The sequence below is a fragment of the Streptomyces anulatus genome (genome assembly GCF_014650675.1).
GTDB classification, from domain to species: Bacteria; Actinomycetota; Actinomycetes; order Streptomycetales; family Streptomycetaceae; genus Streptomyces; species Streptomyces anulatus.
On the sequence record NZ_BMVK01000001.1, the window covers coordinates 911,066 to 924,863 of the forward strand.

Here is a 13,798-nt window from a genome sequence, read left to right on the forward strand (position 1 = left end):
TCTCACCGGTCGGGACTGTTCAGCGCGGCTCGCTAAGCAGAAGGCGTACGGCACGCATGGCGTCAGGGTACCGCACGGGCCCGGAAGGGAGCAGGGAGTAACCAGGGGGCGGACATCGTGCGCGCGAACCGGAACCCCGCCGACCGATCGTCGCTCTCCGTAGTCGATACGCGACGCTTCCGTGGGTGTGCGGTGTGCGTTCGGCAACCTTCCGGTGGGCTTTCCATGGAGTTCCGGGGCGACTCCTGGGGCGGCTCGTGGGGCGGAGGGAACGCCCGGGAAGCGGGGTTACTCCGCGTACCGACCTCTTTCGGGGCAACCGAGCAAAGCCCGTACTGGTTGGTATGGGGCGTCCTAGCATGCGGCAACGGGACCGCTTTGCCGAACTATTCGGAGTCGCCCCCCATGAACCCTCATCGCAAGATCCGCGTATCCACCGGCATGAGCCCCGGAATGAGTCGGCCGGTACAGGGCGGCCTGACTGTCGCCGCGTTGGTTTTCGTCCCTCTGCTCGCCGTCGCGGGGAGCGACGGTTTGCGCGCCACCCTCGATTTCACCACCGGCGTCCTGTCGCTGGTGTCGCTCAGCGCCGCCGTCGCCTGGGGCCTGCTGGCCACCGACCGGCTGTTCCTCTCCACCCGTCAGCGCATCGTCTGCCAGGGCGTCCACCGGGCCACCGCCGTGGCCTCGCTCGGCTTCCTGCTGCTGCACGGAACCGTGAAGGTGGCCCTCGGACATGTGTCCATGATCGGCGCCCTCATACCCTTCGGCCTCGGTGTCACGGGCACGGCGGGGCTGATCGGATTCGGCGCGCTGGCCGGGCTGCTGATGGTTCTCACCGCCGCGACCGGCGCCCTGCGCAGCGCCTTCGCACAGCCCTCCCCCACGGCCGCCCGGCTCGGGCAGTCGCTGGGGTCCCCCCGGGACACGGGCGGAATCGCGGGCCGGTGGCGTTCCCTGCACGCGCTGGCGTATCCGGCCTGGTGCGCCGCGCTGATCCACGGCCTGTACGCGGGGCGCGCGCCCGCCACCTGGGTGGTCGTGATGTACGGCCTCTGCCTCGCCGGTGTCGCCGGGGCGCTGTGCCTGCGGCTGCTGCCGCGCCCGGCGAAGCGGCGGATCGCCGACCGGATCGCCGAACTGCTGGGCCAGGGGCCCCCGGCCACCCCCGATCCGGTCCTGCGGGAGTCCTCCGCTTCCGGCGGGGAGCCCTGGTCCGACCCGGCCGCCTGGAGCGAACCGGACCGCGACCCACGGGGCACGCCGGTGCGCCCGCGCACCCTCTCCGCGCCCATGCCCCCGGCGGCGCACCCGCCCTCGGCCATCCCCGGATCGCCGCACGAGGCGCCGACGGAAACGCTGTACGGGCCACCGCTGTACGGGCCCCCGCTGTACGAGCCCCCGCCCCGCAGCGCCGACCGCATCGCCTTCGGCCCTCCGGACGATCGGTCGGACCAAGGGCGGCAGAAGGCCGTGCCGTCGCCGGGACCGGGCATAGCGGCCGGATACCGTGCCGTCTCGCTCGGCGGCGGCCCGTCGCTCCCGCCGGAGAGCCGCTGGCCCTCACCGTCCCCCGCGCCGCCCGCGCAGGCACACCACGGTCCGCCCCGGCAGGAGCCGCCCGCTCACACCGCACAGGAGCACCCGTACGCGACGCCCTTCTACGGCACACCGGAACACGACAGCACCTCCCCCGCCACGCCCCGTGTCGAACCGGGGGCCGGCCCGTTCACCGCGCCGCCGGCCGGCGAACCCTGGCACGCACCCGCAGGAGAACGACCGTGAACGTCCCCCTCCCCGATGTCCCCGAGGTCCGCGTCGTCGGGCTGCCGCAACTGACCACCGGATTCGACCTGGTGGAACGGATCGACCTCGACATGCACCTCAAGGTGCACGGACCGCTGGAGCCGATGACCGGTGAACGGCTGGCCGAACTGGCCGAAGCGATCTCCCTGCGCGGAAGGGGAGGCGCCGGTTTCCCGTTCGGCAGGAAACTGCGGGCCGTGGCGAAAGCGTCCATCCGGCGCGGCGTACGGCCCGTCGTGGTGATCAACGGCAGTGAGGGCGAGCCCGCCTGCCGCAAGGACACCGTCCTGCTCAACCGCGCCCCGCACCTGATCCTGGACGGTGCGCTGCTGGCCGCGGAGGCGCTCGGCGCGCGCACCCTGGTCGTCGCCGTCACCCGCAACTCCACGGAGATCTCCGTACGGGCGGCGCTCGCCGAACGCGGCCTCTCCGACCGGCGCGGCCAGCAACTGCGCGCCCGGGTGGTCCGCACCCCGGAGCGCATGGTCTCGGGCGAGGCGTCCTCCGTTATCCGGGCGGCGAACGGCGGGCCCGCACTGCCGCCGGGCCGGCGCGAGCGGGCGGCGGAGACCGGGGTGGGCGGCGCCCCGACCCTGTTGTCGAACGCGGAGACGTACGCCCAGCTCGCCGTCGCCGCCCGGATCGGGCCCCGCCGCTACGGGCACACCGGGCTGCCGAGCGAGCCCGGCACCGTCCTGCTCACCGTCTCCGGCGCCGTGGCCAGGCCCATGGTCATCGAGGTGCCGACCGGGGTACCACTGCGGTACGTCCTGCAACTGGCCGGAGCCCCGCCGCTCCCCCAGGGCGTGCTGACCGGCGGCTACCACGGCAACTGGATCGACGCGGTCTCCTCGCACAACGCCGTGGTCTCCCGTGAGTCCCTGGCCACCGTGGGGGGCGCGCTCGGCGCGGGTGCCATCCTGCCGATCGGGCCGGACACCTGCCCGCTCGGCGAGTCCCTCCGCATAGCCAACTGGCTGGCCGCCGAGACCGCCGGACAGTGCGGTCCGTGCAAGCTCGGGCTCCCCGCCGCCGCGGGCGGACTCTCCGACGTGCTGAACGGCGGCGGGCCCGCCGCCCTGGAGGCCCTGCGCGAGGTCACCCAGGCCGTGAAGGGCCGCGGGGCGTGCAAACATCCGGACGGTTCCGCCCGGTTCCTGCTCTCGACCCTGTCGGCGTTCACGGACGACCTCGCCGCACACGTCCTGGACGGCGGCTGCGGCCGCGAGACGGTCGGAGTGCTGCCGCTGCCCGCAGCCGGTTACCAGGATCTGGAGGAGTCGATTCCGAGCGGCGAGAGACTCGCGGTCGACTGGACGCTCTGCCAGGGCCACGCCCTGTGCGCGGACATCGTCCCCGAGCTCATCCGACTGGGACCTGACGGCTATCCGGCGCTTGCGGACGCCGCCGTTCCGATGCATCTGCGCGGGCGCGCCCAGCGGGCCGTACGGCGCTGTCCCGCTCTGGCTCTGCGTATCGAGCAGCCGCCGGCCGAGCAGCGCCCCGCCCTGCCGGCCACGGGCCGGCGTGCGCTGGGCAGTGGCCGCGGCTGATCCAGGCCGAAGCCGATCCGGACAGCCCCGTCCCGGACAGACCCGACCGGACAAAGAAGCGGGCCACCCGATCCGGGTGGCCCGCTTCTTCACTGTCGATCTTGTGGAGCTAAGGAGAATTGAACTCCTGACCTCCTGCATGCCATGCAGGCGCTCTACCAACTGAGCTATAGCCCCGTGCTGTGTGCCGCCCGGTTTCCCTTGGCGACATCGAGAACATTACACGGTCCCCCCGGTGCTTCACCAAATCGCTTCCGGTCCGCACCGATATGCCCGAATCATCCCGAACGGTGAATCGTCAGCCGCAGGTCAGGCGGTCGCGAAGGAGTAGAAGCGCTTCAGCGTGCAGTGCTCCTCCAGGAGCCGCCCGTAGATCGGCTCCCCCTCCAGCTCCCGGTAGGTCTCGATGGGGTCGCCTTTTATGATCAGCGCCCGTGCGCACTCCTCGCACCAGTACTGGTACTCGGCGTTGACCGGGTCCATGTCCCTGACGATGGGCGTACCGCTGCCGCACCAGTCGCACTTACGCCTGTGTGCACCCATCAGTCAGCTCCAGCTGTGGCCGCAGGCCGTGCACACGTAGGAGACCCCTCCGTTGTCACCCAGGACCTGGGCCACATGGGACGAACCGCAGGACGGACAGCCGAGACGGGATCGATCTTCGAACGGTACGGGGCCGGGAGACGGGGCGGCGACAAGGGGCTGGTCGGGGACGTGTTCGCGACTCGCAGACATCGCGCTCCCTCCCGATCGGTACGTCGCCCCCTCCGGCGTTCCGATTCTGCCATGACCCCGCAAGGGGGTCAGCCCGCTCGGTTCCCCCTATGCAGAAGATCCCGCCCCCTGGTGGGGACGGGATCCTGATTGTGGAGCTAAGGAGAATTGAACTCCTGACCTCCTGCATGCCATGCAGGCGCTCTACCAACTGAGCTATAGCCCCGCTGTTCGCTGTTGTTTCCCTGCGTTTCCGCGCTGCGAACAAGAAGAACTTTAGCCTGGGACCGGCCGGAAAGTGAAATCCGGCCCGGGCCGCCCGAGGACGGCCCGCGAACGGCCTCTCAACTGCCTCTCGACGACGTCTAGTCGTCGTCGCCGAGGACCGGCTCCGGGAGCGTGCCGGCGTTGTGTTCCAACAGACGCCAGCCGCGCGCACCCTCGCCGAGGACGGACCAGCAGCAGTTGGACAGCCCGCCGAGTCCTTCCCAGTGGTGCGCCTCCAGGCCGAGCAACCGGCCGATCGTCGTCCTGATCGTGCCGCCGTGGCTGACCACGACGAGCGTGCCGTTCTCCGGAAGCTTCTCGGCGTGCTCCAGAACGACCGGGGCCGCGCGGTCGGCGACCTCGGTCTCCAGCTCGCCGCCGCCCCGGCGCACGGGCTCTCCGCGCTTCCATGCCGCGTACTGATCGCCGAAGCGCTCGACGATCTCCTGGTGGGTCAGCCCCTGCCAGGCGCCGGCGTACGTCTCACGGAGCGCGGCGTCGTGGGCGACCGTGAGGCCGCTGACGGCGGAGAGCTCGGCGGCCGTGGCCGCCGCCCGCCGCAGGTCGGAGGCCACGATGGCGTCCGGCTTCAGCGAGGCGAGCAGCCGGGCGGCGCGGCGGGCCTGCCCGACGCCGACCTCGGTGAGCTCGATGTCCGTGGAACCCTGGAAACGGCGCTCCAGGTTCCACGCCGTCTGGCCGTGCCGCCAGAGGACGATCCTGCGGCCCGTGCCGCTGCTGCTGCCGTTCAGCTCTGGTCACCTTCCGTGCCGCCGTTGAGCTGTGCGTGCTCCTCGGCCTTGCCACGGGTCTTGATCGCGTCCTCGGGGAGGGCGATCTCCGGGCAGTCCTTCCACAGGCGCTCCAGCGCGTAGAAGACGCGCTCCTCGCTGTGCTGGACGTGGATGACGATGTCGACGTAGTCGAGGAGGATCCAGCGGGCGTCGCGGTCGCCCTCGCGGCGCACCGGCTTGACGCCGAGCTCCTTCTGGAGCCGCTCCTCGATCTCGTCGACGATCGACTTGACCTGGCGGTCGTTGGGGGCCGAGGCCAGCAGGAAGGCGTCGGTGATCGACAGCACATCGCTGACGTCGTAGGCGATGATGTCGTGCGCGAGCCGGTCGGCGGCCGCCTGAGCGGCGGCGTTGATGAGCTCGATGGAGCGGTCCGTGGCGGTCACATGCAGGCTTTCGTCGGCGGTCGGATGCAACCTCTAGGGTCTCACGGACCGCCGACAGAGCCTTACTGCGTTTCCCGACCGGGATTCGGGCGTGGATACCGGCCGACGCCGGAGCGCCGGCCGGTGTGCCCGAGCGGGCTACTGGACCTTGTAGTCCTGACCGAGGACCGCGGACACGTCGGCGTTGGCAGCCGGCTCGCCCTTCTTCACGTCACCTGCGGAAAGACCCAGGGTCTTGGCCACCTCGGCGGCCTTCTCCTTGTCCTCGGCGGACCGGTAGAGCACGACGGACGACGCCTCGGCCCCTGCCTTGCCGCTGTCCACGAAGGCGTAACCGCCGTTGACCAGCTGGACGCGCGCGGCCTCCGCGGCCTTCTCGTTCCCGGTGGCGTTACGGACGGCGACCCGGAGCGGAGCGCCCGCCTCGGGGGCCTTCACCGTGCCGCCGAGAACGTCCTTGACGACGCCCCGGGTGTCCGCCTCGGTGAGCGTGCCGTCCTCCTGGACGGGCAGCAGGGCCGTCTTGTAGTCGCCGACCTTGGCACGCGAGGCCAGCTTGGCGAGCGAGGCCCCGAGGTCCTTCTCGGGCAGCGACGGGTCCAGCACCTGGAGCAGGGTCTCGATGGTGACGGTCGCGGCCTTGGGGTCCTCGGAGATCTTGCGCAGCGTGGCCCGCATGACCTCGCCGAACCGCGTCAGCTGCTTGGCCTCGGGCTCCCCCGGCGCACGGTACGTGGCGTACGCGACGGCCATCGGACCGCTGAGCGTCTGGCCCTCGCCCTTGTTCACCAGGGGTGATTCGCCCTTCTTCGCGCCGGGCACATCGGTGTCGGTGTCGACCTCGATGTTGCCGACCAGCTCGACGAGGTTCTCCAGGTACGGGGTGTCCAGCCGCCAGGTGCCGGTGATCCGGGTGCCCAGGAGGGTGTCGATGGATTCCCGGGTGCCGGTCCTGCCGTCGTCCTCGACGGACTTGCCGAGCGTGGTGGTGGTCCCGTCGTCGCCCGCGACGGCGAGGGAGTTGGGCAGCAGGACGGTCGTGCCCTGCTCGGTGGTGGCGTTGTCGACGAGCAGCGCCGTCGAGGTGCCGCCCTTCTTCGTGTCGTGCAGGTGCACCACGATCATGTCGCGCTGCTGGGCGCCGGCGGCGACGGACTTCTTCTCGTCCGATCCGGAGAGGCCCGGGATCATGTCGGCGGACCAGAGATAGCCGGCCCCGCCGACGACGACGAGAACGGCGACGACTATCAGGGCAACCATCCGGTTGCGGCCCTTGCGCCGTGCTTCCTCGCGCCGCTCGCTGCGGCTCTCGGTGAACTTCAGCCAGTCGATGACGTCTTCGGAGTCCTCGTCGGGCTCCTCGATGAACGAGAACTGCTCGGTGCGGTAGTCGGGGGCGGGCTCGCGCTGTCCCGGAAGCACGGGCTCCGCCTCCGCCGCTCCCGACAGCTGCTGCGGCTGCTGTGCGGGAGCCTGCTGCGGGGCCTGTTCCGGTGCGGGGGCCACGCCCTGCTGCGGGATGCTCCAGTGCTGGCCGGTGTCGACCGCGGCGGGCTGCTGCCCGGTGGCGTAGCCGTAGTCCGTGTAGGAGCCGTAGCCGTAGCCCTGGTCGGCCCCCTGGCCCTGTTGCGGCTGGGGCGGCTGGGGTGCCTGTCCCGGGGGCCGGCCGGCGTAGGGGTCGTAACTCCCGGGCTGCTGCTGGGGGTTGCCGTACGCGTCGTAGCCGTAGCCGGCGTCCTGGGTCTGGTGCCCCTGGCCCGACTGGGCGGCGTAGGGGTCGTAGCCCTGACTCTGCTGACCCTGCTGGTCGTACTGCTGGTGGCCCTGCTGCTGCCCCTGCTGCTGGTAGACCGGCTGCCCGTACGCGTCGTAGCCGACGATCTGCGGCTCTTGGTAGTACGGGTCGTACGGGTTCTGTCGGTCGTTCACCGGTGCCCCTCTCCGTGGCTCATTCGCCGCGGTACAGCTGGCGCTTGTCGATGTAGCGGACCACGCCGTCCGGCACCAGGTACCAGACCGGCTCCCCCTGTGCGACCCTCTCACGGCAGTCCGTGGACGAGATCGCCAGCGCGGGCACCTCCACGAGGGAGACGCCGCCCTCGGGCAGACCGTCGTCCGTGAGCACGTGACCCGGGCGGGTCACACCGATGAAGTGGGAGAGCGAGAACAGCTCCTCCGCGTCGCGCCAGGTGAGGATCTGGGACAACGCGTCGGCGCCGGTGATGAAGAAGAGGTCCGCGTCGCCGTGGACCTCGCGCAGATCCCGCAGCGTATCGATGGTGTACGTCGGTCCGCCACGGTCGATGTCACTGCGGCTGACGGAGAACTGCGGGTTGGACGCGGTGGCGATGACCGTCATCAGATAGCGGTCCTCGGCCGGGGAGACCTTCTTGTGGCTCTTCTGCCACGGCTGCCCGGTCGGGACGAAGACGACCTCGTCGAGATGGAACTGGGCGGCCACTTCACTGGCCGCCACCAGGTGTCCATGGTGGATCGGGTCGAATGTCCCACCCATCACGCCGATGCGCCGCTTGCCGGGGCCGGTAGGCACTTCCTGCTCTCCCATGCGTGCAGAGCCTACTGGCACAGCTGTACGCCCCCGACTCAGCGGTCGCGGTTGAAGCGGGTGGTGATCCACAGCAGGAACATCAGCGCGAGGAACGCCCCGGCGCCGACGAAGTAGGGGTTGAGGCTTTCGTGGTTGCCGCCGCCCTCTCCCCCGGAGGCAAGGGTGACCAGTTCGTGTGCGGTGCTCGTGAGGCTCATCTTCGGCAGGACCTATCGATCGTGAATCGGAAGGAAGACGTCGGTCACATCGTATGCGGGACCCCCGGGCACGCTCACGGCGACTCAGTCGTTGTTGTCGTCGTTGCGGTATCCGCGCAGCAGGAACCACGCGAGCAGCACCGCTCCGAGGATCGAGACGAGCAACACGATCCGGAGGGTGTCACCCGGTCCCTGCTCCTCGGATGCGGCGGCGAGCAGTACGGCGGTGTGCGGCATTTCGGGCGCTCCTCAAAGTTATCCACAGCCCCCCGCACACCGTAGCGCCAGCGCATACGCTGGGTTTTGTCCGGGGGACGAGCAACGTCTCGTACGAACAGGGGGCCATCCATGACCGACAGCAGTCACGAGAACGTGCCGAGCAGGCAGCGCCGGCGATTCCCCGGGATCTCCTCCCGGGCCTACGAGCACCCCGCCGACCGCTCGGCCCTGGTGGCCCTGCGCAAGCTGACCGGGTTCGACACCGTGTTCAAGGCGCTCAGCGGGCTGCTCCCGGAGCGCAGCCTGCGGCTGCTCTTCCTCTCCGACTCCGTCCGGGTGAGCGACGCTCAGTTCGCCCACCTCAACGACATGCTGCGGGACGCGTGTTACATCCTGGACCTGGAGAAGGTCCCGCCGATGTACGTGAAGCAGGACCCGCAGCCGAACGCCATGTGCATCGGGCTGGACGAGCCGATCATCGTGGTCACCACCGGCCTGGTCGAGCTGCTCGACGAGGAGGAGATGCGAGCGGTGGTGGGCCACGAGGTGGGCCACGCGCTCTCCGGTCACTCGGTTTACCGGACGATACTGCTCTTCCTGACCAACCTCGCCGTGAAGGTCGCCTGGATCCCGCTGGGCAATGTGGCGATCATGGCGATAGTGACGGCGCTGCGCGAGTGGTTCCGCAAGTCGGAGCTGTCCGCGGACCGGGCCGGGCTGCTGGTCGGCCAGGACATCACGGCCTCCATGCGCGGTCTGATGAAGATCGCGGGTGGCAATCACCTCCACGAGATGAATGTGGACGCCTTCCTCGCCCAGGCCGACGAGTACGAGAAGGGCGGCGACCTCCGGGACTCCGTCCTCAAGATCCTCAATGTGCTGCCCCGCACGCACCCGTTCACCACCGTGCGGGCCGCCGAGCTGAAGAAGTGGTCGGAGACCCGCGACTTCCAGCGGATCATGGACGGCCACTACCCGCGGCGCGACGAGGACAAGGACGCCTCGGTGACCGACTCCTTCCGGGAGTCCGCCTCGCACTACGCGGACACCGTGCGCACCAGCAAGGACCCGCTGATGAAGCTCGTGGGCGACATCGCCGGCGGCGCGGGAGACCTGGGCGGCAAGCTGCGCGACCGGTTCACCGGAACCGGGGGCGCGAAGGACGGGGCGCAGGGCCCGTCCGGCGGTTCCGCTACGGACGGGGACGAGACGTCCGGTCGGCCTCAGGACCCTGAGGAGGGGAGCCCGGGGACGTCGTCGGGGAGCTGACGGCCTCCAGGGCCCCGCACAGCGCCGCCGTGGGCCGGCCCGTGGCGTACGGGTCGGTTGCGGCGGGACCGCGGGCGTCCGCCCGCTCCCCGGCCAGGAGCGGGCGGAGCATCCCGGTCGCGTCGGCCGAGCAGGACTGCGGTCCGGCCTGGACATAAGCGGTGCGCATCTCCAGGCGGTGCAGTCGCAGGTCCTCGCGGTCGAAGCGGAAGTGCAGCTCACGCCGCACGGTGAACAGGGAGGCGCCGTCGTCCCGGTGGGGCCCGTCCGCCGGGCGCAGGGCGTAGGTGAACGTGTGGTCCGAGAGGACGTCGAGGACGCCCGGGGCCTCCTCCTCGTAGCGGAGGGTGCCCTGGACCCGGATCTGCGGATCCGCGAGTTCCACCCGTTCCGGGTCGAAGCGCACCAGCCAGCCGGTGGCGGCTTGGCTCCCGTCGTCCGCCGGGTCGCTCAGGCTCCGCTCGAACTGCGGACGCTGGTCCGGGTCGAGGAGGTGCTCGACGGGCCGGCGTACGGAGCCGGTGAGGACGTCCGGGTTCAGGGACGACTCCACCAGGTAGTCCTTGACCGTGGCGAGAGCGGCGGTGATCTGGCTGTCGGAGAAGTTCTGTGTGCGCACCACGGCGGGGTAGTTGATGCCCGCCGCGCCCGTGCGGAATCCGGCGACCGGCTCGGCCCGGTACAGCTGTTCGGGTGATCCGCCCGGTACGACGCCGCGGGGGGCCAGGGGGACGACGGTGGTCCGCAGGGGTTCGGCGCGTCGGGTGGCCTGTTGGGGGTACGGGCTCCGGAATCCGATGTAGACGGCCACCGCGAAGGCCAGGGCGATGAGGACGACCAGGGCTATGGCGGCCCGGGAGCCGCCGCCGCTCCGGACGGAGACCTGCGCGTCGGGCAGCGCCCGGACGGCGCGGGCGTGCTCGCCCATCCGTTCCTGCGCCGAGTACTCCTGCATCCGCGCAGCCTGGACGAACGATTCGTCGAAGACGAGCGAGCGGTACTCGTCCTCGCCGCCCGCGGGGTTCTCGGGCGCTCCGTCCGGTGGTTCTGAGCGGCCTGTCATGACTTCTCTCCCGATCTCCACACCGGTCGATTCGGTGCGCAACGGTCTGCTTCGGCCGGGTGGCGTCCGCAGCGAGAAGCCCCCCTGGGAACGAGGGGTCACATCTTGAGGGTAGGTCGATTACGGCCCGCGTAAACGCGGAGACGGCCGGGAACTGCGGGGGCGTCCGGGGCGGCCGTCGGCGAACGGGTGACGGAGGGGGTGGGTTCAGGGCACCCGGGGCTCGGCGGAGACCGTGGGGCGGGAGTAGTCGGCGGAGGCCGACGGGGCGGCCCCGGGCTTGTCCACGCCGCTGGTGACGGGCGGCACCTGGTCCTGTCGGTTGTTCGAGGCGCCCCGGTAGACCGCGGTGAAGGCGAGGGAGACCATGCCGACGCCCATCACCAGGGCGAGCAGCCAGGCGACCGGTCGGTGCCAGCGGGCGGAGTTGCGGTAGGGGCGCAGGGAGCCGCCGTGGCGCCCGTAGGGCCCCGGGGCGAAGTCGTCGTCCCCGATCCCGTGGCGCGGGTCGTAGTCGAGGTCCTGGGGGTCGTGGTAGCCGTAGGGGTCGTATGCGTCCTCGTCGGCGCGGCGGCTTCGACGGCTGCGGGCGGCGTCGGCCTCGGCGCGGGCCTCGGCGGCGGCGAGCAGGCGCTCCACGGCGGTGGGCTCATGGACGGGCGCCGACCGGACGAAGTCCTCGTCGAACACCACGGAGGCGAAGTCCTCGTCCGCGCCCCCGCGGTCGTCGTCGGGCTCCCAGCCGTCAGGAAACGGCTTGCCCCCCACGTCGTCCGGCACGGATTCAGCGTAGCCCGGCCGGGACCTTTTGGGCAGGGACCCCGCGAACTCCCCCGGATCGGCACGGAGAACACGCGGCCGGCCCCTCCCGGCGGAAGGGGCCGGCCGGAGGGGCCGGGAAGGGGGGCTAGCGGATGTGCCCGTCCCCCGTGACGATGTACTTCGTCGAGGTCAGCTCGGGCAGGCCCATCGGACCGCGGGCGTGCAGCTTCTGCGTGGAGATGCCGATCTCGGCGCCGAATCCGAACTGCCCGCCGTCCGTGAAGCGGGTGGAGGCGTTCACGGCGACCGTGGTCGAATCGACCAATTGGGTGAACCGGCGGGCGGCGGCCTGCGAGGTGGTGACGATCGCCTCGGTGTGGCCGGAGGACCAGAGCCGGATGTGGGCGACCGCCGCGTCCAGGGAGTCGACGACCGCCGCCGCGATGTCGTACGACAGGTATTCGGTCTCCCAGTCCTCGGCCGTCGCCGCGACCACGGTGGCCTTGGATCCCTCGGCGCGGGCGAGGACGTGCTCGTCGCCGTGGACGGTGACTCCGGCCTCGGCCAGCGCGTCCAGGGCGAGCGGCAGGAAGACGTCCGCCACGTCCTTGTGGACGAGCAGGGTCTCGGCCGCGTTGCAGACGCTGGGGCGCTGGGCCTTGGAGTTGATCAGGATGTCGACCGCCATGGCCAGGTCCGTCTGCGCGTCGACGTAGACATGGCAGTTGCCGGTGCCCGTCTCGATGACGGGCACGGTGGACTGCTCGACGACCGTGCGGATCAGTGAGGCGCCGCCGCGCGGGATGAGGACGTCGACCAGGCCGCGGGCCCGCATCAGTTCCGTCACGGAGTCGCGGCTCTCGCCCGGGACGAGCTGCACGGCGTCGGCCGGCAGGCCGGAGCCGCCGACCGCGTCGCGCAGGACCCGGACGAGGGCGGTGTTGGAGGCGTAGGCGGAGGAGGAGCCGCGCAGCAGGACCGCGTTGCCGGACTTCAGGCAGAGCGCGGCCGCGTCGACGGTGACGTTGGGCCGGGCCTCGTAGATGATGCCGACCACGCCGAGCGGGACCCGCACCTGCCGGAGGTCGATGCCGTTGGGCAGGGTCGAGCCGCGCACCACTTCGCCGACCGGGTCGGGGAGGGCGGCGACGTCCCGTACGTCGGCGGCGATGGCTCGGATGCGTTCCGGGGTGAGGGTGAGGCGGTCGATGATGCCTTCGCTCGTCCCGGCCTCGCGGGCGCGCTCGACGTCCTTCGCGTTGGCCTCGACGATCTCGCTCGTGCGCACTTCGAGGGCGTCGGCGATGGCCAGCAGCGCGTCGTCCTTGGCCGCGCGCGGAAGTGGCGCGATGTCGGCGGCGGCGGCACGGGCCCGGTAGGCGGTCTGCGCGACCGGGGAGAGGTTGTCGTAGGGCGAGAGCGTGGTCATGCCCGCAGAGTAATGCGCACTCTGCGGGCATCCGTCACGTATCCCGTGATGCGAGACGGCCGACCCGAGGGGCGGACGCCTCCGGATCTCGCCCCGCGTCGTCCCCGGATCGCCCCTCGCCCCTCGCCCCCGGATCGCCCGGGGATCATCCCGGGGTCGGTCCGGATCGGATCTCGCGGGGTCAGTAGGGGTGCACGCCCACGGGTGCCGCGGGCGGCGGCCCGTAGCCCTCGGCGATCCGCAGGTGGTAGGTCTCGCGGTCGATGACTTCGAGGCCGACGATCTCCCAGGGCGGGAGCTGGGCGCTGGAGCGGTGCTCGCCCCACAGCCGCAGCGCGACCGCGGCCGCGTCGTGCAGATCGCGGGCCTCTTCCCAGTAGCGGATCTCCGCATGGTCGCCTGCGTAGCGGCTGGTCAGCAGGAAGGGATGGTCGTGTGCGAGCTGTTCCAGGCCGCGTCTGACCTCCCCCAGCGGAGTCTCGGCGCCCGACACGCTGAGCGTGATGTGCCAGAGCTTGGACTGCGGGGACTCCTCCTTCGCCGTCGTGACCGGCTCCCGTTCGACGGTGTCCGTCGGGAGGGGATTCCGGTCGAAATCCGCCCCCGCTCCGACGCTCGTCAGGGCGCGGTTGGCCGTGCCTCGGGGCGGCGCCCCCGGGCGCGCTCGTCTCACCGGCGGCCTCCTGTGATGTGTTGCTGTGCGGTACCCCTGTTTCCCCACTACAAAGTGGACCAGTCCACAGCCTGGCGTGGGGTGGTTTTGGGGAAGG

At 71.1% G+C, this 13,798-nt stretch carries 15 protein-coding genes and 2 tRNA genes; 3 read left to right on the forward strand and 14 right to left on the reverse strand.

Annotated elements, in window-relative coordinates; translation table 11 throughout:
- Positions 1 to 453: 453 nt before the first annotated feature.
- Together IE272_RS04010 and IE272_RS04015 are read left to right on the forward strand one after the other, a co-directional pair.
- Positions 454 to 1,785, forward strand: coding sequence for a hypothetical protein (locus tag IE272_RS04010; RefSeq protein WP_190006258.1), 1,332 nt, complete (start codon positions 454 to 456; stop codon positions 1,783 to 1,785).
- Entirely contained in the window at positions 1,782 to 3,359 is a 1,578-nt protein-coding gene (locus IE272_RS04015; protein ID WP_190006259.1) for an NADH-quinone oxidoreductase subunit NuoF family protein, read from the forward strand. Before IE272_RS04010 ends, IE272_RS04015 begins: the two co-directional genes overlap by 4 nt.
- A gap of 104 nt (positions 3,360 to 3,463) precedes the next feature.
- Here the strand turns inward: IE272_RS04015 and IE272_RS04020 are convergent.
- From IE272_RS04020 to IE272_RS04060, 10 genes are all read right to left on the reverse strand, one after another.
- Positions 3,464 to 3,536: transfer RNA gene (locus IE272_RS04020), tRNA-Ala, on the reverse strand.
- A gap of 132 nt (positions 3,537 to 3,668) precedes the next feature.
- Complete coding sequence (locus IE272_RS04025) at positions 3,669 to 3,902, reverse strand: hypothetical protein (RefSeq protein WP_003969224.1); 234 nt, start codon at positions 3,900 to 3,902, stop codon at positions 3,669 to 3,671.
- A gap of 3 nt (positions 3,903 to 3,905) precedes the next feature.
- Positions 3,906 to 4,094: a hypothetical protein gene (locus IE272_RS38570; protein WP_228922651.1), complete on the reverse strand. Its 189-nt coding sequence runs from the start codon at positions 4,092 to 4,094 to the stop codon at positions 3,906 to 3,908.
- Between the two features lie 132 nt (positions 4,095 to 4,226).
- A tRNA-Ala gene (locus tag IE272_RS04030) sits at positions 4,227 to 4,299 on the reverse strand.
- Between the two features lie 139 nt (positions 4,300 to 4,438).
- Positions 4,439 to 5,092 (reverse strand): histidine phosphatase family protein, encoded by a 654-nt coding sequence (locus IE272_RS04035; protein ID WP_050360106.1) that lies wholly within the window; start codon positions 5,090 to 5,092, stop codon positions 4,439 to 4,441.
- Positions 5,089 to 5,520 carry a ribosome silencing factor gene (gene rsfS / locus IE272_RS04040; protein WP_007449662.1) on the reverse strand — a complete coding sequence of 144 codons (432 nt, stop codon included), beginning with the start codon at positions 5,518 to 5,520 and terminating at the stop codon, positions 5,089 to 5,091. Before rsfS ends, IE272_RS04035 begins: the two co-directional genes overlap by 4 nt.
- A gap of 138 nt (positions 5,521 to 5,658) precedes the next feature.
- Positions 5,659 to 7,449 carry an LCP family protein gene (locus IE272_RS04045; RefSeq protein WP_190006260.1) on the reverse strand — a complete coding sequence of 597 codons (1,791 nt, stop codon included), beginning with the start codon at positions 7,447 to 7,449 and terminating at the stop codon, positions 5,659 to 5,661.
- 19 nt (positions 7,450 to 7,468) lie between these two features.
- Positions 7,469 to 8,086, reverse strand: coding sequence for a nicotinate-nucleotide adenylyltransferase (gene nadD, locus IE272_RS04050; RefSeq protein ID WP_026291102.1), 618 nt, complete (start codon positions 8,084 to 8,086; stop codon positions 7,469 to 7,471).
- A gap of 38 nt (positions 8,087 to 8,124) precedes the next feature.
- Positions 8,125 to 8,286 carry a hypothetical protein gene (locus IE272_RS04055; RefSeq protein ID WP_007449668.1) on the reverse strand — a complete coding sequence of 54 codons (162 nt, stop codon included), beginning with the start codon at positions 8,284 to 8,286 and terminating at the stop codon, positions 8,125 to 8,127.
- A gap of 84 nt (positions 8,287 to 8,370) precedes the next feature.
- The gene (locus IE272_RS04060) at positions 8,371 to 8,523 is read right to left on the reverse strand and encodes a hypothetical protein (RefSeq protein ID WP_003969217.1); all 153 of its coding nucleotides are present in this window, start codon (positions 8,521 to 8,523) and stop codon (positions 8,371 to 8,373) included.
- A 111-nt stretch (positions 8,524 to 8,634) separates the two neighbouring features.
- On the opposite strand from IE272_RS04060, the gene IE272_RS04065 reads away from it, so the two are divergent.
- Positions 8,635 to 9,774, forward strand: a complete 1,140-nt coding sequence (locus tag IE272_RS04065) for a M48 family metallopeptidase (protein ID WP_050360108.1) — start codon at positions 8,635 to 8,637, stop codon at positions 9,772 to 9,774.
- Here the strand turns inward: IE272_RS04065 and IE272_RS04070 are convergent.
- The 4 genes from IE272_RS04070 to IE272_RS04085 form a co-directional block, all read right to left on the reverse strand.
- Complete coding sequence (locus IE272_RS04070; RefSeq protein ID WP_190006261.1) at positions 9,698 to 10,837, reverse strand: SCO2583 family membrane protein; 1,140 nt, start codon at positions 10,835 to 10,837, stop codon at positions 9,698 to 9,700. The two genes, IE272_RS04065 and IE272_RS04070, sit on opposite strands and share 77 nt — an antisense overlap.
- Before the next feature lie 207 nt (positions 10,838 to 11,044).
- Complete coding sequence (locus IE272_RS04075) at positions 11,045 to 11,617, reverse strand: SCO2584 family spore wall biosynthesis protein (RefSeq protein ID WP_050360110.1); 573 nt, start codon at positions 11,615 to 11,617, stop codon at positions 11,045 to 11,047.
- Positions 11,618 to 11,744: 127 nt separating this feature from the next.
- Complete coding sequence (locus IE272_RS04080) at positions 11,745 to 13,028, reverse strand: glutamate-5-semialdehyde dehydrogenase (RefSeq protein WP_050360111.1); 1,284 nt, start codon at positions 13,026 to 13,028, stop codon at positions 11,745 to 11,747.
- A 181-nt stretch (positions 13,029 to 13,209) separates the two neighbouring features.
- Complete coding sequence (locus IE272_RS04085; protein ID WP_050360112.1) at positions 13,210 to 13,701, reverse strand: DUF8830 family protein; 492 nt, start codon at positions 13,699 to 13,701, stop codon at positions 13,210 to 13,212.
- Between the last annotated feature and the right edge of the window lie 97 nt (positions 13,702 to 13,798).